Below are 18,495 nucleotides of genomic sequence, written 5' to 3' on the forward strand. Positions count from 1 at the left end.
TGACCGAAACAGACCGGATATCCGCCTTCCGACTTCTGCACCCCTCATCCGACTGTTGTCCTCAGCTTGCACAAAGGCGCGAAAACTTAAGGATTTCCCCATACCCTCATCCTGCGATTCCCGGTTTTCCCGTAGTATGATATACAATCTTTGACGCATACCGTTGGGAAGCAATGCTTGTGCCGTCGGGGAACAAACCCGCTCCTGCGAACCTCAATAGTGAGAGCGACGCTTAGCCTTCCGGGAACAGTCCAAAAGAAGAAAGGCAGGGAACATGGACACCGATGCCTACGTGCCATCACCTCCACCCTTCGTTCCGGCAGCCCAGGCAATGAATCAGCAAACAGGCAACGACGCCATGGACGGCCCGGAAATCAGCCAGCAATCCTCCATCCCGATCACCGTCTCCTACAAAAAGCGTTCAGTGACGTTGACGGTGGCAGCCGACGTCATCGTCGCCGAGCTGCTTCCCGACATCGCAAGCCGTCTTGGCGTCCTCGACCCCGCAATCGTCTACGGAGGATACCGCCTCGTCAACGGCGACGGCGAAACACTTGACCCGGCCCGCACCATCCCCCAGCAATACATCGCATCCCAGCATACGTTCGCGCTCACCCCCGGTGCCCTCGCCGATTCGGACATCATCTACGACGACGTAGTGGAGGCCGTCGGCTCAAACGTTGGACAGGTCTACCGTGCATGGACGACCAAACACACCACGTTCACCACGTTGATCATCTGCGCCGGCATGCTCGCCATCAGCGCGATATGCCTCGCCGTCACACCCGCCTCGATCATCTCCGCCTCCATCGGTGCCGCATTCGCCATCATCATGCTTGCCCTGACGGCGTTGCTTGACAACCACCAGCTGCAGATTCCGGCCATTGTCATCGGATTGCTGTCCAGTATCTTCGCGGCGCTCACCGGTTTCCAATGCATCGCCGCGATGCATCCGCTCGCAACGGCGTACGGTCTGCCGACGCTCGGTGCGGCCGCCGGATTCCTCATGGCCGGCATCATCATCGTGTTTGTGGCTCCCCGCAGCCGTCCTTACAGCTTCGTCCCGATCATCGTCGGCGCGGTCACCCTCATTCCGAGCGCCTTGGGCGCGATCTGGCCGCATGCGCTCAAACCGGCATGGGTCATCACCGCGACGGCCGCCGCACTCGTCATCAACGCGCTGCCATGGATGTGCCTGTCGGTGGCACGCATCAGCGTCCTCAGTCCGCAATCAGAATCGGAAATCTTCGCACTGCCCAAGCCGATCGACTACGACGACATCCGCAGACGCTACATCCAAGGTTCCACCTATCTGTTCATCGGACGCATCGCCATCGCCGCGACGCTGCTCATCTGCACTCCGTACATCATGGGTCTGCACGGCCTGTTCGCCCCGTTGCTGTGCCTGCTCGCCTTCGCCGCGATGCTGCTCGATTCGCGGCAGATCTACACGCTGCGGGAAATGGCGATCACCGTCGGCGCCGCCGGCATCGGCATTCTGCTCAGCGTGCTGTTGCTCGCCGCCACACAACCAGGAACACGCCCCGCGCTTGCCATCGGCCTGCTCGTCTGCGCCATCGTCGCATTGGTCTTCACTTACGTCTCACGGAAGCAATCACTGTTCGTGACGCGCGTGACGGACGCCATCGAAGTCATCTGCATCCTCGCGCTGCCGCCGCTCGCATACTTCATCATCATGGCATCATGACGATTCAACAGGGGAAGCATCATGGCTGACAAAAAAGACCTCGCCGAAGCGCAACGCTATTCACGCCGCCGACTCGTCACGGCCTTCACGAGCGGCATCCCCTCGGACGTGGAACTTACGCCGAAGAAAAACCAAACGCCGGTCATCGTCGGCATCGGACTGACGATCATCGCCATCCTCGTCGGCGTGTTCTACGGATACATGAAGCCGGCGCTGCCGGACAACTGGCAGAACAGCAAACTCATCGTCGCGAAGAACTCCGCCGCACGCTACGTCAGTGTCGACGGCAGACTGCATCCGGTCATCAACGCGATCAGCGCACGCCTGATGATCCCCTCCTCCGATTTCGCCGTCATCACCGTCGACGACGAACAGCTCGAAGGCATCCCGATCGACTCCACACTCGGCATTCTGGGAGCTCCTGATTCTCTTCCCCCACGCAGCGGACTCGTGAGCGGAACGGCGACAAGCTGCACCTACGAACATCGCCTGTACAACATGATCAGCGACGATTCGCCGAAACGCTCCGAGAACAAGGAGGCCATCGTCGCGCGTGCCGACGGAAGCGACTATCTCATCTCGAACACGAAACGGTACCAGCTTCCCAGAAACCTGAACCAACGCGACGGGTTCCTGCGCGCCTACGGCATCCCGCAGACCGCGCAGATCGATGCGTCGATCCAATGGCTCAATCTCTTCGAAGCGGGGACGACGATGCAGCCGATCACCATCGGCGCATCGAGCGACGCCGATGTCGACGGCGTCCGTCCAGGAGCGATCGTCATGCAGCAGGACGCCCCTTCGGAAGCGCGCTACGTCGTCATGGAAGACGGATCGATCAGCCATCTCGACGACGTCGCCTACGCCCTCTACGCGATAGACAAAAGCGACAAGCAGCTCGAACCCATCATGCTGAGCGCGTCCGAATTCCAAAAACTCACCAATGCGAAACAGTCGCCGCTGCCCGAGGATTGGCCGCACACCACGCTCATGATGGCGGACGACAGCAGCGCGATGTGCGCGACGCTGCCGCTGCGCTCGGACGACGACAGCACGGCCGCACGCTTCTACACCGACGACGAGCTCGCGCGACAGGTGCGCGCGGACACGGACGTGCAGGACGACGAGACGAACATCACCACGACGATCCGGGGAGGCACCGGCGTGCTGATGCGTGCCAGCATCGGCGGCAACGGCTCGGCGGGCACCATTTACGCGATCGACGCGACCGGTACCGCATATCCACTGCCCGGCGCACAGGAGGAAACGCTCAAGCGGCTCGGCTACACCAATGAGGATGTGCACAACGTCCCGCGCGGATGGGTCGACATCTTCCCGACCGGCGTCGAACTGACCCCACAGGCGGCGGCGAGCGCGCCCGGTTCGAAGAAACCGGAAGTGGAAACGGTGAAGGAACATCAGTCCTCCGAACAGGCGGAACAGCAATGAGCGGCAACTGCGCCACATCGTCGCGACGCAGGCTCCCGCATATCATCGCCGCGATCTGCGCATGCCTGTGCACGGTGGTCGTCATCGGTCTCGCCCCGCAGACGGCGATGCCCACAGCGCAGGCGGATGAGGGACAACGCCAATGCCAAGCGGGCATCGAAAACTACATCACCGACACACCTTGGACGAACACATTGTTCAATGTGGAGGCTTTGCATCAGCAAAGCACCGGCAAGGGCGTGACGGTCGCCATCATCGACTCGGGCGTCAGCACCGAGAATCCGCACCTTGCCGACGCCGTCGTGGAAGGGAAAAGCTACATCCCCGACGACGATTCAAAAGGGAGGAAAGATGTCTACAGCCACGGGACGATCGTGGCCGGCATCATCGGCGCGCGGCGGATCAAAGGCTCCTCCGTCGTCGGCCTCGCTCCGGACGCGAAGATCATGCCGATCCGTGTCTTCAAGGCACTACGGGAGGAAAACGGGCAGACGACCGGTAACGCCGACCTGTTCACGCTCGCGGACGGCGTCCGCTACGCCGCGGACCATGGCGCACAGGTCATCAGCATCTCGATGAGCGACACCCATGACCTTCCGGCGATGCAGGACGCCGTGAAATATGCGGACAAACACGGCGCGCTCGTCGTGGCGAGCGCGGGCAACCGGCTCACGTCGTCAAGTACCGTGGACGGCATGCGCTATCCGGCGGCCTATCCGGAAGTCGTCGGCGTATCGGCCGTGACGATGGAGCTCACCTCCACCGAGGACGCGATCCACGGCACGCAGGTGGACGTCGTGGCGCCCGGCGCCAATGTGGCTTCAACGATCCCCAACGGCGTGGACTGCGGATTCAACGACGGATCCTCCACAAGCTATGCGACGGCATTTGTGAGCGGACAGGCGGCGCTCATCGCCGAACGCTACCCCGACGAGACGCCGGCACAATGGAAGCAGCGGATCCTGACGACCGCGAACCGCAGCCATCCCGATGAGCGCGACGATGAATACGGATGGGGCGTCATCGATCCGATCGCATCGCTCAACGTGGCCCTCTCCGACAATCTGCGCGGACCGAACATCAACGGTCAGACGACGCAGCTGCAGGCCGATCGCCCAACGGACAGCATCACCTTGGCACCGCAGCATGATCCGAATGCGCTGGCGAAGCGCATCATCATGCTGATGACGATCATCACCGTCGTCATCTGCGCCACCGCATGGCTGCATACGCTCAGACGACGCGAGGATAGCGACAGCTGAAGCGGATCGGCAGGGCATCTGCACCGTATCTGCGCTGAGCGGTAGCATTTCCGCGCCGAATGCCGGGTATGCCCCTCTCGCAAGCGCGTCATATCAAGGATTTGAAGTCCCCATACTTCAAGATGCCGATGAAAAAGCTACCTCCCAGCGCAGATACCCAGTAGATACACGCTGGAGTCGTCCGATCGGGGCCCGAAAACGCGTGAGAGGGGTGATACGCACTGGCGCATCACCCCTCTCACCGAGCGATACCTTATATATATAGGTCAATCAGTATATATTTGGTCAATCAGTCGCTATGTCCTCATCCCTCGACGGTCTCGCTAAGCTTCGCGTTGAACTCGGCGACGGCGCGGGTGCGTTCCGAGGCCTCCACGTTGCCGCGGACGATGCGCTTGAGCGCGTTGTCCGCATCCTGATGCGCGTCGAGCCACGCGTTGCCGGCCTCGACGAGCTTCGCCGGATCGGCGAAGCTCGGGTAGAGGCCTTCGAGCAGCGCCTCGGCCATATGGAACGACTTGTTCTTCCAGATCCATGCGGCCTGGTCGAAGTATTCGTCCACATACGGGTCGACGAGCTCCTGGCTCGGCGTGCCGGCGAAGCCGCGGGCGACCTCCTCGAGCTGGCTGTTCGTCAGCGCGTCGTTGTGCAGCGCCTGATCCCACGCCCAACGCTTCGCGTCGGCGGTCGCACGCACGGCCTTGGCGCCGTAGGCGAATTCGCGGTTCTCGGTCGTGTCGCGGCGCTTGAGCTCCGCCTCGATGTCCTCATCCTTGATTGCGTTGACGGACGCGAGCGCGCGCACGAGCGACCAGCGGAAGTTGTTGTCGAGTTCGAGTCCTTCAAGCACGAGCGAGCCGTCGAGCAGGCCGCGCACCGTATCGGCGAACGCGTCGTCGCCTTCGACGCCGTAGCTCAGGTAGGCGGAGGCGAGCTGGAACTGCATGTCGGAGCCGGCCGGCGCGACCTTGGCGAGCGCGAGCAGCTGCTGCGCGACGTGGCATGCGATGTCGGCGCGCTTGGCCGGGTCGGTGTAGTGCCAGACGGTCGTCGACAGCGTCGCGAGCGCGTAGCGGAAGGTCGTCGATTCCGTTTCGGTCGACAGCAGCTTGAGGGTCGTGTCGATGAAGTCGGTCGCGGCAAGTTCGGCGTCGCGCGTCATGTCCCACAGCGCGAGCCAGACGACGGCGCGGGTGAGCGCGTCGTCGAAGCGCTGCAGGTTCGCAAGCGCGAACGCGAGCGAATCGTCGTCGAACCTGAGCTTCGTGTAGGTCAGGTCGTCGTCGTTCGCGAGGATGAACGCCGGCTTCGTCTTGCCTTGCGCCGGCACGGCCGTCGTTTCGCCGTCGACGTCGAGTTCGATGCGGTCGGTGCGCACGATCCTGCCGGTGGCCGCGTCCTCGTCGTAGAAGCCGACGGCGAGGCGGTGCGGGCGCAGCACCGGATGCGCTTCGGGCGCGCTCTGCGTGAGCGTGAGCGTCGCGATCGTGCCGTCGTCGGCGCAGGTGACGTCAGTTGCGATCGTGTTGATGCCCGATTCCTCGAGCCACTTCTTGCTCCACGTCTTGAGGTCGCGGCCGGAGGTCTCCTCGAGTTCGGCGAGCAAGTCGTCGAGCGTCGCGTTCGAATAGGCGTGGCGGTACAGATAGTGGTTGATGCCTTCGAAGAACTTGTCGCGGCCGACGTAGGCGACGAGCTGCTTCAAGACGGAGGCGCCCTTCGCGTAGGTGATGCCGTCGAAGTTGACGTAGGTGTCGTTGAGGTCGTTGATCGGCGCGACGATCGGGTGGGTCGTGCTCAGCTGGTCCTGATTGAGCGCCCAGCTTTTCTCGCCGGAGCAGAAGGTCGCCCATGCGTCCTTCCAGTCGGTCGCCTCGGCGGTGGCGAGCGTCGACGTGAACTCGGCGAAGGATTCGTTGAGCCACAGGTCGTTCCACCATTTCATCGTCACATAGTCGCCAAACCACATGTGCGCGAGCTCGTGCAGCACGGTGACGACGCGGCGTTCGGCGAGCGCGTCGGTGACCTTCGACGAGAAGACGTACGAGTCGCGGATCGTGACCATGCCGATGTTCTCCATCGCGCCCGCGTTGTATTCGGGCACGTAGATCTGGTCGTACTTCGCGTACGGGTACGGCACGCCCCACGTCTTCGCGTAGAACGCGAAGCCTTTCTTCGTGATGTCGAACAGGTAATCGACGTCCTTCGCGAAGTCGTCCTTGAGCGCCTGACGGCAGTACTGCGCCATCGGGATCGTGCGGCCGTCCTCGTTCTCGTAGGTCGTGTGCCATTCGGCGTACGGTCCGGCGCAGATCGCGGTCAGGTACGAGCTCATCGTCGGCGTCGGCGCGAAGGTCCAGCGCTTCGTCGATTCGGCCGGCTTGTCGGCGAGCGTGCCATCCATCGTCATGCGATCGAGATCCACGACGGAGGCGGCGGGCATGTTGCTCGTGACGATCCACGACTGCGGCGCGGTCACCGTGAAGTCGAAGACGGCCTTGAGGTCGGGCTGGTCGAAGACGGCGTAGACGCGGCGCGCGTCCGGCACTTCGAACTGCGAGTAGAGATAGACGTTACCGTCGGACGGGTCGACGCTCCTGTGCAGGCCTTCGCCGGTCGTCGAATAGCGGCACAGCGCCGTCACGGTGACGGTGTTGTGTTCGGCGAGGTCATTGAGTTGGATACGGTCATCGTCGAAGACCTCGTTCGGGTCAACGTCGACGCCGTTGACAACGACCTTCGTCACTTCGTCGGCGATGAGGTCGAGGAAGGTGCTCTCCCCCGCCTTCGCGCCGAACTCGATCGTCGACGTGGAGACGAAGGTCGTGTCCCCCTGCGTCAGGTCGAGGTCGACGGCGTAGTGGATCGGATACTGCACGATCGATTTGCGTTCCTGCGCTTCGACGCGTGTGAGATTGGCTCCTGGCATAGTGCTCCTTGATGCTTGCTTGATCTGCTGTGCTGCGTGCTGCCGCCGGCGTCCGGCCATACATGGCCGTGGACGTCAGTGCGCGTAGCCCTCCATCGAATCCATGTCGGCGGCGATGTCCGCGACGACCGGGACGATCATCGGCTTGCGGTGCAGTTCGCGCGCCACCCAGCTGCCGAGCGTGCGGCGCATGATCTGCTGCAGCTTGTGGACGTCCTTCGTGCCGGTCATCATCGCGTCGCGCAGCTGCTCGATGATCTGATGGCGTACCTTCTCGAACTCCTTCTCGTCCTCGGCGACGGCGTTGAGATACACCTTCGGCCCGGAGACGACCTCGGCGGCGTCGGTGTCCACGACGGCGAAGCACGAGACGAAGCCTTCGGATCCGAGGATGCGGCGCTTCTCGAGCTCCTCGTCGGTCAGTTCGCCGACCGAATCGCCGTCGACGTAGATGTAGCCGCACGGCACCGAGCCGACGATTGCGGCCTTGCCATGGTAGAGGTCGACGACGTCGCCGTCCTCGGCGAGCACGACGTTGTTCGGGTCGATGCCGGTCTTCACGGCGATCAGGCCGTTGGCGACGATGTGGCGGTTCTCGCCGTGGATCGGCATCGCGTTCTTCGGCTTGACGATGTTGTACATGTACAGCAGCTCGCCCTCGTTGCAGTGACCGGAGACGTGCACGGCCGCGTTGTCGCGGTTGACGACGCGCGCGCCGAGCTGCACGAGCTTGTTGATGACCTTGTACACGCCGTGCTCGTTGCCCGGGATGAGCGAGCTGGCGAGGATGACGGTGTCGAACTCGTTGATCGTGATGTCGCGGTGGTTGCCGTCGGCGATGCGGCCGAGCGCGGCCATCGGCTCGCCCTGCGAGCCCGTGCACATGTAGACGAGCTTGTTGTCCGGATAGTCCTTCGCCTTCTTCAGGTCGATGACGGTGTCCTCGGGCAGGTGCAGGTAGCCGAGGTCGGCGGCGATCGCCATGTTGCGCACCATCGAACGGCCGACGAAGACGACCTTGCGGCCGTACTTGTGGGCGGCGTCGACGACCTGCTGCACGCGGTGCACGTGGCTCGAGAAGCTTGCGACGATGATCTTGCGCGTCGCGGTGGCGAAGACCTGATCGAGCGCCGGACCGATTGACGTCTCCGGCTTGACGAATCCAGGCACTTCGGCGTTCGTCGAATCCATCATCAGCAGGTCGATGCCCTGCTCACCGAGCTTGCCGAATTCGACGAGGTCGGTGACGCGGTGGTCGAGCGGCAGCTGGTCGAGCTTGATGTCACCGGTGTCGATGAGCGAGCCGGCGGGCGTGCGCACACACACGGCGAGCGCGTCCGGAATCGAATGCGTCACCGAGACGAATTCGAGATTGAAGGGGCCGACCTTGAGCTTGTCGCGGCCCTTGACCTCGATCATCTCCGGTTCGAGGTGATGCTCCTTGCATTTCGCCTCGACGAAGCCGAGCGTGAGCTTCGAGCCGATGAGCGGGATGTCGGGACGCATCTTGAGCAGATACGGCACGCCGCCGATGTGGTCCTCGTGGCCGTGCGTGAGCACAAGCGCGTCGACCTTGTCGAGGCTGTCCTTGATGTAGTTGAAATCCGGCAGGATCAGGTCGACGCCCGGCTGCTCCTCCTCAGGGAACAGCACGCCGCAGTCGATGAGCAGGATGTGGCCGTTGTATTCGATGACGTTCATGTTGCGGCCGATCTCGCCGAGGCCGCCGAGTGGGACGATGCGCATCGAACCCTTGCGGTACTTCGGCGGCGCGATGCGGTTCTCGTCGCTCGTGTCCGACGTGGCGAGCGCGCGCGTGCGCGTCTTCTTCGCGCCCGACTTCGTCTCACTCTTCGCCGTCGTCTTGCGGCTGCGCGTCGTCTTCTTCTCGTCCGACTTCGCGGACGTGCTCTTCGACGCGGCCTTGCTCGTGCGCGTCTTCTTCGCGCCGCCTTCGCCGATCGATTCGACGGCGAGCTCGGCTGCTTCGATCTGGTCGTCCGCGCGGCGCGTCGTGCGGCGGCGCGTCTGCGTGGTCGTGTCCTGTGCCGTTTGTGCGGCCTTCCTCTTCGAACCGCGCACATGCGTGGTCGTTGTTGTCTCTGTCATGGTTCTTTTTTGGTTTCTCTTCAGTGCCGCCCGCCTATGCGCGCGGCGAGGCTTCATCTGATCGCGGCCGGCGCCTGTGGGGATGCCCGTACGGTCCATGCGGTACGGCGACGAGGCGGATGGTCATCGGCTCACGATTGTCGTTCATTATGCTCACAGTGTATCGCCGTCATGGACGGACACGGCTCGTGAACGGCCGGGTTACAGCTAACGGCGCAAACGACGCCGGCGGCGAATACGCGACGGGATACGTGACGCCGCCGGCCGGCAATCAATATGCGGCAGTGCGATCACACACACATGCGATCGCACTGTCATTTATAGAACTGTCATGTATATATAGGTATCCGCGTTCAGTCGATCAGGTCGCTCGCCCGCATGCCGGCGCGGACGACCTCGATCTGTTTGGGCGTGGGGCCGACGTTCGGCAGACGCATCTGCGTGCTTTCGAGGATGCCGCGCACGTACAGCGCCGCCTTCGCCATGACGGCCTGGAAGCCGGTGCCGTTCATCGCGTCAATCGCCGGCGCGATGCGATTCGCGAGCTCCTGCGCGCGGTGGATGTCTCCGCGATCGAAGGCTTCGGCGAGTTCGCGCATCGGATGCGCGGCCGCATGGGCGACGACGGAGATGATGCCGACGGCGCCGATCGATAGGAACGGCAGATAGAGCGCGTCGTCGCCCGAATACCAGGTCAGTCCGGTTTCGAGACGCTTGCGCACGGCGCCGGCGATGTCGCCGGTCGCGTCCTTGACGGCCTTGACATGGTCGAGTTCGGACAGGTGGCAGTAGGTGTCGAGCGCGATGCGCACGCCGGTGCGCCCCGGCACGTCGTAGACGATGATCGGCTTGTCCGCCGACTCGTCGACGGCACGGTAATGGTAGAAGATGCCCTGCTGCGAGGGACGCGAATAGTACGGGCAGACGACGAGCACCGCATCGGCGCCCGCCTCCTGCGTCTGCTCGACCATGCGCACCGTGTGCGCCGTGTCGTTCGAACCCGCGCCGGAGATGACGGGAACGTCGACGACCTCCTTGACGGCGCGGACGAGATCGACCTTCTCATCCATGTGCGTCGTCGGCGATTCGCCGGTCGTGCCGTTGACGACGAGACCGTCGGCGCCGTCGGCGACAAGCTGCTTCGCGACGCGCTGCGCGGCGTCGTAGTCGATGGATCCGTCGGCCTTCATCGGCGTCACCATCGCGGGAAGTACACGCCCGAAGGGGGCGGGATCGAGAAGATGCATTGTTCCGTCAGTCATAGCTGCAACGGTACTGGTCGGTTAGGACGCGTCCCGCCGCCCCAACCGGCCGCTTGCGGCCGGCGATTGAGGGATCGCCGGCCGCAAGAATCACAGATCGAGGAAATGGTCGAGACCGACGGTCAGTCCCGGGAATTCACCCGAGGCGACCTTGCGCACAGCGAGCAGCACGCCGGGCATGAACGAGCCGCGGTCGAAACTGTCGGCGCGGATGACGAGCTGCTCGCCGGCGTTACCGAAGAGCACCTCCTCATGCGCGTTGAGGCCGCGCAGACGCACCGCGTGCACATGGACGCCGTCGACGACCTGGCCGCGCGAACCGCCGTCGGTCTGCGTGTTGTCCGGCACGGCGCCGAGGCCGGCCTTGGCGCGTGCGGCGCCGATACCCTGCGCCGTGTGGATCGCTGTGCCCGAAGGCGCGTCAACCTTGTCCGGATGATGCAGCTCGATGACCTCGGCCGATTCGAAATACGGCGCGGCGAGACGCGCGAAGTAATCGGCGAGAACGGCGGAGATCGCGAAGTTCGGCGCGATGAAGACGCTTTGGCCTTCGCGCGGCGCCTGCGCGAGCGCGGCACGCACCGCGTCGAGCTTCTCGTCGGTCCAGCCGGTCGTGCCGACGACGACGTCGACGCCCTGCGCGATGAGCGTGAGCACGTTGCCGAGCGTCACGGACGGCACCGTGAATTCGACGACGACGTCGGTGTTCTCCGGCGTGATCGCCGTCAGGTCGTCGCCGGCATCGAGCGCGAGCGCGAGTTCGGCGTCGGAGGCGGCGTTGACGGCGTCGACGACGTGCGAGCCCATGCGGCCCTGCGCACCGACCACGGAAACCTTGATCATGATGGCACCAGCTTTCTGCTTGTGGTTGCTTGGTTGAGGCTTGTTCCACGACCAGTGTAGCGACAGCCGTCGCTATGGCGGCACCGTGCTACAGCGCGTCGCTGTTTTCGCGTTCGATGTCGGCGTTCTTGCGCATGAAGACCCACCAGCCGAGCAGCGCGAAGGGGATCGCGACGGCCGTGTACACCCACGTCATCATGACGCCGGCGTGCGAGTCGAGATGGTCGAGGATCATGCCGCCGAGCAGCGAGCCGAGCGACGCGCCGATTTGGCCGGCCGTCGTCAGCCACGACAGGCCTTCGGTCAGCGACTGTTCGGGCACCGTCTCGCGCACGATCAGGTTGCCGGTCGCGAACAGCGGAGAGACGACGAGGCCGGCGAGCAGCTCGACGGCTCCGAGGACGAAATAGTTGTCCATCGTCGCACGCATGCACGCGAAGCCGACGGCGAGGATCGTCAGGCAGACGATCATGCGGCGCCAATGCGAGCCGCGGTGCTTGCGCGAGCCGAAGTGCAGCGCGCCGATGCACGAGCCGACGGCGACCATCGCGAGCTGCAGACCGAGGAAACGGTCGAGATGGTCGTGCTCCATCGCCGCCGTGATCGACACGTCGAAGGTCGTGAAGCTCATGTTGAAGCAGATGAACGTGAGCATAAGCGGCAGGATGCCGGCGTACAGCAGCACGTTGCGCGTCGCCTTGCGCGACGATGCGGCGAGCGCGTCGCGTGTGCGCAGCGAATCCTGCGGCGCGTCGTCGAATTCGCCGCGCGCGAGACGCAGCTCGGGGTCGTCGGCAGCGACCGGCTTCGTCTCGACGACGTGCAGCACCGGCGGCTCGGAACGTTTGAGCGAGAAGAAGATCGTGCCGCCGATCGCGCACGCGGCCGTCGGGACGAACAGCTGCGAGACCGGATGCACCGACGTGGCGAGCGTCGCCGCGAGAATCGGGCCGAAGATGAAGACGATCTCGTCGATCGCCGATTCGAGCGCGTAGGCGGTGTTGAGCAGATCCATGTTGCCGGTGCGTTCGAGCAGATACGTCCAGCGGGTGCGCACGAGCGCGCCGAAGGAGAACTGCGTGGCGCCCATGACGAGCGCAAGCACGAACAGCAGCGGGATCGGCACGCGCGCGAGCGCGCTGAACGCGAACACGAGCATCGCGACGACCTGCACGGCGAGCGCGACGCGGCCGACCCTGCGCTGGCCGAAACGGTCGAACAGGCGTGCGTAGAACGGCGTGACGGCGGCGACGGCGAGGATATAGGCGCCGCTCATCGAACCGGCGATCGTCCAGTTGTCATACAGATGGTTAAGCGCGAGCACGATGCCCAGGCTCATCATGCTCATCGGCAGGCGCGCGAGCGCGGCGGACGCGCAGAACGCCTTCGCGCCGGGCAGCGCGAACATGCGCGCGTACGGCGAACGCGGCTTCGTCGTGGTCGTCCCGCTCATGCGCCGCGCACCTCCGTGTCCTCATGCGGGTCGACGGCTGCGCCGAGCGCCGCGTCGGCGAGGTCGGCGCGGTAGATGAACTGGTCGTCGGTGTTCATGCCGGCGGCGAGGTCGGCGTCCTCCGGATGGTCGGCGGCGATGCGCGCGGCGACGCGCGTCAGGCCCTTGTGGTCGTAGAAACCGTAGTCGCAGCTCGAATCGGTGTGCAGGAAGAACGCGCGCACGCCCATGACGCGCAGCGCGTCGAGCAGCTGCCGCCACAGCGCGCCGCCGACGCCCATGCCGCGCACGGCCGGGCTGACCATGAACAGTTCGAGTTCGGCCTGCGTCGTCTCGTCGACGTCGGCGTCCTCCTCGAGGATGCGCTCGCGCACGAAGAAGCCGTCCTCGAGCATCGCGACGACGGCAGCGCCGCGCGGATCGGCAAGGATGAGCGAGCGGACGCGCTCGAGTTCGTCGTGGGCCTGCGGGAAGAGCGTCGGCGCGCCGGCGACGCGTGCGAGCGTGATGCCGGCGAAGACGCCGTCGTCCGTTTCGGCGAGGTTCGACCATGTGCTCAATTCGAGGTAGTGCAGCGTCAGATAGCGTGCGATGAGCGTCGCGAGCGGCGTGCCGGCGATGCTTTCGCGCTGCGGCCAGACGAGATCGAAGCAGTCGGTGACGGCGTCGAGGTCCTCCCAACGCATCGGACGGTAGTGGACGTGGCTGTTCGCATCCATGTGCATTGCTCCTTGTGTGCAGCTTGTGTGCAGTGTGCATTGCGCATGTGTGCCCGCCCACGCATGCCGGGGGTCGTCGATTGCGCGCATCGTCGCAGTGCGTTCCCCTGCGCTGGACCGTCGAGTCCGGATGCGCGCGCGCCGCCGGAGTCTCGCTCCGGCGGCGTCGCCCGTACGTTCAGCGCATCAGTGTAGCCAGCGGTGTCGATTGCGGCAACGTGCTACGCTAACCGCGTGCAGCGGCGGCCTTGTCGCCGTCTTCGCCGCCATCGTCGTCGAAGGCGATGCCGGCGCGGATCTCACGGATGATCGTCGCCTCGTCCTTCGGCTCGGCGTCGATCTGGCGCGCGTCGGCGTCCTCCTCGGAGACGTAGTAGAGCGCGCCGTCGACCGTCTCGAGCGGCACGCCGCGCGCCTTGGCGAGCATGAGCCGATAGAAGTCGAGCTGCCTGAGCTTCCCCTCGATGTCCTCGGATTTGCGCGGCCTGTGGCCGGTCTTCCAGTCGACGACGGTGAAACGCTTCGTGTCGTCGTGCGGATCGAGGCCGCCGATGAAGACGGCATCGAGCTTGCCCTGCACGAGGTTGTCGACGCCGTCGATCGCGACGACGATCGCCTCCTCGGCGGCCTCGGGCACCCGCGACGCCCACGGCGAATCGATGAGCCGGTGCTGCCAGAGCGCGAAGCGACGCGCATCGGCGTCCGCCGCCTCCCCGTCCGCGAGCGCACGCTCGACATCGGCGATCATCCGTGCGCGCGCGGCGCCGTCGTCGTTGAGCCCTGCGCGCACGAAGCGTTCGGCCCATGCGTGCAGGCGCGTGCCGTCCGCGGCCTGCGGCGAGCTCATCGCCGGGATCGGCCGCAATACGCCGGCGACGAGGTCGAGGTCCCGTTCGGCGCGGCGTCGGCGTTCCCGCTCGCCGATGTCCCCGCCGACGGCCTCCCCGTCCGCAGCGGCGGCGCGGCCCAGATCCGCACCGCGCTGCAATGCCGTCGCGTTCATACGCTGTGCGCGCAAGGCGCGACGCGCCTTGTCCTTGAGCAGCGCCAGCAGCTGGTCGGATGGCATGTCCGGCAGCGCGCCGAAGCTCGGGTCGCTGATCAATGCGAGCGCATGCGCGACGAGCGAGCCGGCGCGCACGTTGTCCGGCGCGGGTTCGGCTTTGCCCGAGCGCTCCCAGTCCTCCATTTTCCTGCCGATGCCCTCGACGCCGACGCGCAGCCGTTCGGCCAGTCCGTCGCTCAACGCGAAGGGCCACGGCCGGGATACGGCGTCCGCTCGCTCCTCGATCGGCGTGTTCCATGCGTCGCCGACGACGACGTCGGCGAAGTCGCGCGCATGCTCGCCGACGAAGTAGCCGGCGGGGCGCGCCTCACCGATCTCGTCGAGCGTCCACGCCGTCGGTGCGTCGTCGTCAATCTCGTCGTCCGCGAGCGCGAACGCGCATTCGTATGCCCGCTGTTCGAGTTCGAGAGCCCGTTCCTCGAGCGCTTCGAGTTCCTCCTTGGGCAGGCCGTCCTCGTGTGCCTGTTCGAGTGTGCGCTTCGCCTGCGCCGCCTGTTCGTCGGCTGCGCGCGCCATGTTGTAGCGGGCGATGAGCGCGGGACGGTGCATCGAGCGCGTCCAGCGCGCATCGAGTGCGGCGGCCTCGTCGCCCGTGTCACCTTCGCGTGCCGCCTCGACGGCGGCGACATGCGTGGAAGGGTCGAGCAGCAGCGAATCGTGCACCTCCCTCCAGAACATCGACGAGTCGTTCGGCACGACGACCTCACGTTCCTCGGGATCGTCCCATGCGGCGTATCCGGCGGCGCAGGCCACCGCATGCGCGGCGGCGGCAGTGCGCGGCGAGGCGGAGGCGTCCGCCATGCGCACCGTCGACGCGTCCTCGCTGTAGGTGAGCAGCGCCTCGTCACGGGCGCGCGTCAGCGCCACGTACATCAGGCGGCGTTCGTCGGCGTACAGCCGGCGCCCGAACTCCTCGGTCTGCGGCATCGTCCACAGTTCGGCGTCGCCCCACAGCGCGTCGGCGTTGTGTGGGAAGCCGTCGTCGTTGACGATGTTGTATTCGCGCAGGCTGCCGAACACGTCGTCGTCGAGCAGTCCGACCTCGTCGTCGGCGCCGAGCGCGGCGATCGGGTCGTAGTCGTTCGAGCCGGCGATTCTGCGCGCGTCGCCGGGGAAGGCGGGCAGGATCGCCGCGTCGGAACGCACCGGCACCGGCACGGCGGCCGGGTCGGTGACCCAGGTGTGCGCCTGCGCCTTGTAGTCGGGCGGCGTCCACGCGCCGAGCATGTCGAGCGGGTCGAAGCTCTTTTCGACGCCCGGACGGTCGTCGTATTCGACCTTGAGTCGCTCGCCCTGATTGGACGGGAACTTGTTGCGCTGCAGGCCGACGACGGCGACGGCGTCCCATTCGAGACCCTTCGACTGGTGCACCGTCATCAGGATGACGTCGACCGGCGCGTCCGGCATCGGCGCGGCGCCTTCGTCGACGGAACGCTGCGCGTCGATCCACGACAGGTAGCCGCGCAGCGTCGGCGTCTGCATCGTCGCGATCTCCTGAACGTAGGTGCGCACGGTGCACAGCAGCGCGTCGATCGATGCGCGCGTCGCCGCCGTGTTCGCCGGCGTCTCGCGCCCCATGCCGCGCCGGCGACGTTCCGCGTCCGCGACGAGCATATCGATGTCGAGGTCGAGCGCGTCGACGGCGGCGCGCATGACCTCCTCGATTGGCCCGTAGGCGACCTGCCGCACGCGCCGCAGCACGGCGCCGGCGTGGTGCAGCGCACGTTTGCCGGCCTCGGAGATATGCGAACCTTCGATCGTCTCGTCGGCGTTGTCGTCCATCAGCAGGTCGGCGGCGAAAACGGCGTTCGGCACCTCGCGCGCATGCTCGCGCACGGTGCGTCGCCGCGCGGCGGCGTCGTCCCCGTCCTCCTTGTCCACGCCGATGACGCCCGCTTCGATAAGCGCCCGGTAGCGGTAGTCGACGTTGCGTTCGTCGGCCATGCGCGCGAGCCTGCGCAGGTCGGCGGCGCCCAGGCCGAAGCGCGGCGTCGCGAGCAGCCGCATCAGCGAGGCCGCGTCGGAACGGTCGGCGACGACGTGCATGAGCGCGAGCACGTCGAGTACCTCGGGCTGTTCGAGCAGCGACGACGTGCCGACGGCGAAGGTCGTCAGCCCCGCCTCCTCGAGCGCGGCCTGGAAGGCCGGGATCTGCGCCTTGCCGCGGAACAGCACGGCGACATGCGGTTTCGTGCCCTGCGGATCTTCGCCTTGCGCGACGCGCTCGGCGTCTTCGCGTTCGTGCTTGGCGATCGCGTGCTTCGCGAAACGCACGACACCGTCGATCTCCTGGCCGCGCGTCGCGTAGCCGAGGACGCCGAGCGTGCCCTCGTGCACCTCGGTGTTGCCGTCGCGCGGGATGGACAAGGTGCGCACATCCACTTCGTGCACCCGCACGCTGCTGCCGTCGTGCGCCTGGTCGCGCAGCGCGGCCGTCAGGTTGTTCGCGGCCTCGAGCACGACGACGGCGTTGCGCCGTGTCTCGGACAATGCGTACGGCTCGTAGTCGTCGGGCAGCCCGAAGGAGCGCTGGAACAGGCGGAAGGCGCCCGGGCTCGCGCCACGCCACGCGTAGATCGACTGGAACGGATCGCCGACGGCGCTTACCGCCGATTTGCCGTCGGGTCCGCAGAACAGCTTCGCGAGCAGCATCGCCTGCGTCGTGGACGTGTCCTGATATTCGTCGAGCAGCACATGCGTGTAGCGGGCGCGGTAGCGTTCGCCGATCGACGGGAAACGGGTGACGAGCTGATGGGCGGCCACCGTGAAGTCACTGAACTCGGCCATGTGGTTGCGCCGCTTCGCGTCCGTATACAGTTGCACAAGCGTGAGCAGCAGCTCGCGTCTGACGGTCGCCTCGCGCATCTGCTTGATGTGGAACTGCTGGATGTGGTCGCGCCAGTAATCGATCTTCTCGTTCGTGCGCATCGCCTGCGCGTACGGCTCGCCGTTCGCCTTGACGCGGCGGTCGTACTGGTATTTGCTCAGCCGTTGCGACTTGGGGCTCAGGTCGGGCACGGACGGCGCCTCGTCGTCGACGGCGTCGAAATCGACGCCCATGCCGTCGATGAGCTCAAGGAACGCGCGATCCCATGCGCGAATGCGCGCGATCGCCCCGTCGACGCCGTCGCAGTCGCCGCCGATCATCGAACTCGCGATGTTCGACGAAAGCGCGAAGACGGCGTCGACGATGTCGGTGAAGCGCGTGAACTCGACGCCACTGTCCCTGACGACGTCCATATGCTCGCCGATGGTCGTCGCAATGAGCTGGCGCGCGCCGGCCTCGCTCAGCGGCTGCGTCTGCTGGTCGAAGCCGACGAGCAGCCCGTACTGGCGCACGATCGACTGGAAGAACGCGTCGTAGGTGTACACGTCCGGTTTCATGAACATCGACGTCCGCGCACGCACGTCCACGGCCGCCGAAACGCGCGTGAGCAGTTCGGAGGCGGCCTTCTTCGTGAAGGTCAGGCCGAGGATATGCTCGGGCGGCACGCCGTCCTCGATGAGCCTGATGATGCGTTCCGTCATCGTGAAGGTCTTGCCGCTGCCGGCGCCGGCGACGACAAGCAGATCGTCGTCCTTGGGCGCGTCGATGATCTTCCGCTGCTGGAGGCTCGGCGTGGTCTTCCGCGGCTTCTTCGGTTTGCGTTGCGGCTGTCGCGACTCGTCCATCGGCGTATGCTGCGTATCCATCG

10 protein-coding genes are annotated in these 18,495 nt (G+C 65.5%); 3 read left to right on the forward strand and 7 right to left on the reverse strand.

All coding sequences use genetic code 11. From position 1 onward, the window contains the following. Positions 1-331: 331 nt before the first annotated feature. Genes CGZ88_RS04700 through mycP form a run of 3 tightly spaced genes read left to right on the forward strand, consistent with a single transcriptional unit; the run spans position 332 to position 4,419 of the window. Positions 332-1,708, forward strand: a complete 1,377-nt coding sequence (locus CGZ88_RS04700) for an EsaB/YukD family protein (RefSeq protein WP_243390072.1) — start codon at positions 332-334, stop codon at positions 1,706-1,708. A 21-nt stretch (positions 1,709-1,729) separates the two neighbouring features. Continuing rightward, the gene (gene eccB, locus CGZ88_RS09120) at positions 1,730-3,157 is read left to right on the forward strand and encodes a type VII secretion protein EccB (protein ID WP_051198789.1); all 1,428 of its coding nucleotides are present in this window, start codon (positions 1,730-1,732) and stop codon (positions 3,155-3,157) included. Continuing rightward, entirely contained in the window at positions 3,154-4,419 is a 1,266-nt protein-coding gene (gene mycP, locus CGZ88_RS04710) for a type VII secretion-associated serine protease mycosin (protein WP_051198791.1), read from the forward strand. Before eccB ends, mycP begins: the two co-directional genes overlap by 4 nt. A 304-nt stretch (positions 4,420-4,723) precedes the next feature. On the opposite strand, the gene pepN is transcribed toward mycP, so the two are convergent. The 7 genes from pepN to CGZ88_RS04745 form a co-directional block, all read right to left on the reverse strand. Further along, positions 4,724-7,348 (reverse strand): aminopeptidase N, encoded by a 2,625-nt coding sequence (pepN, locus tag CGZ88_RS04715; protein WP_101671232.1) that lies wholly within the window; start codon positions 7,346-7,348, stop codon positions 4,724-4,726. A 75-nt stretch (positions 7,349-7,423) separates the two neighbouring features. Beyond that, positions 7,424-9,310, reverse strand: coding sequence for a ribonuclease J (locus tag CGZ88_RS04720; protein ID WP_026645630.1), 1,887 nt, complete (start codon positions 9,308-9,310; stop codon positions 7,424-7,426). 500 nt (positions 9,311-9,810) lie between these two features. Then, complete coding sequence (gene dapA / locus CGZ88_RS04725; RefSeq protein ID WP_034524154.1) at positions 9,811-10,719, reverse strand: 4-hydroxy-tetrahydrodipicolinate synthase; 909 nt, start codon at positions 10,717-10,719, stop codon at positions 9,811-9,813. 90 nt (positions 10,720-10,809) lie between these two features. Continuing rightward, on the reverse strand, positions 10,810-11,562 hold the full coding sequence (gene dapB / locus CGZ88_RS04730) for a 4-hydroxy-tetrahydrodipicolinate reductase (protein ID WP_026645632.1): 753 nt from the start codon (positions 11,560-11,562) through the stop codon (positions 10,810-10,812). 88 nt (positions 11,563-11,650) lie between these two features. Continuing rightward, positions 11,651-13,015 (reverse strand): MFS transporter, encoded by a 1,365-nt coding sequence (locus tag CGZ88_RS04735; RefSeq protein ID WP_243390073.1) that lies wholly within the window; start codon positions 13,013-13,015, stop codon positions 11,651-11,653. Next, positions 13,012-13,734, reverse strand: coding sequence for a GNAT family N-acetyltransferase (locus CGZ88_RS04740; protein WP_165778712.1), 723 nt, complete (start codon positions 13,732-13,734; stop codon positions 13,012-13,014). Before CGZ88_RS04740 ends, CGZ88_RS04735 begins: the two co-directional genes overlap by 4 nt. Before the next feature lie 226 nt (positions 13,735-13,960). Further along, the gene (locus CGZ88_RS04745; RefSeq protein WP_165778713.1) at positions 13,961-18,493 is read right to left on the reverse strand and encodes an ATP-dependent DNA helicase; all 4,533 of its coding nucleotides are present in this window, start codon (positions 18,491-18,493) and stop codon (positions 13,961-13,963) included. Positions 18,494-18,495: the final 2 nt, after the last annotated feature.

Origin of the sequence: Bifidobacterium anseris (assembly GCF_002860345.1) — a bacterium.
Classification (GTDB): domain Bacteria; phylum Actinomycetota; class Actinomycetes; order Actinomycetales; family Bifidobacteriaceae; genus Bifidobacterium; species Bifidobacterium anseris.

Bases quoted from the DNA above. Each gene is read 5' to 3' on its own strand.
- CGZ88_RS04700 (WP_243390072.1), top strand. From the start codon at position 332: ATGAATCAGCAAACAGGCAACGACGCCATGGACGGCCCGGAAATCAGC.
- eccB (WP_051198789.1), top strand. From the start codon at position 1,730: ATGGCTGACAAAAAAGACCTCGCCGAAGCGCAACGCTATTCACGCCGC.
- mycP (WP_051198791.1), top strand. From the start codon at position 3,154: ATGAGCGGCAACTGCGCCACATCGTCGCGACGCAGGCTCCCGCATATC.
- pepN (WP_101671232.1), bottom strand. From the start codon at position 7,348: ATGCCAGGAGCCAATCTCACACGCGTCGAAGCGCAGGAACGCAAATCG.
- dapA (WP_034524154.1), bottom strand. From the start codon at position 10,719: ATGACTGACGGAACAATGCATCTTCTCGATCCCGCCCCCTTCGGGCGT.
- dapB (WP_026645632.1), bottom strand. From the start codon at position 11,562: ATGATCAAGGTTTCCGTGGTCGGTGCGCAGGGCCGCATGGGCTCGCAC.
- CGZ88_RS04735 (WP_243390073.1), bottom strand. From the start codon at position 13,015: ATGAGCGGGACGACCACGACGAAGCCGCGTTCGCCGTACGCGCGCATG.
- CGZ88_RS04740 (WP_165778712.1), bottom strand. From the start codon at position 13,734: ATGGATGCGAACAGCCACGTCCACTACCGTCCGATGCGTTGGGAGGAC.
- CGZ88_RS04745 (WP_165778713.1), bottom strand. From the start codon at position 18,493: ATGGATACGCAGCATACGCCGATGGACGAGTCGCGACAGCCGCAACGC.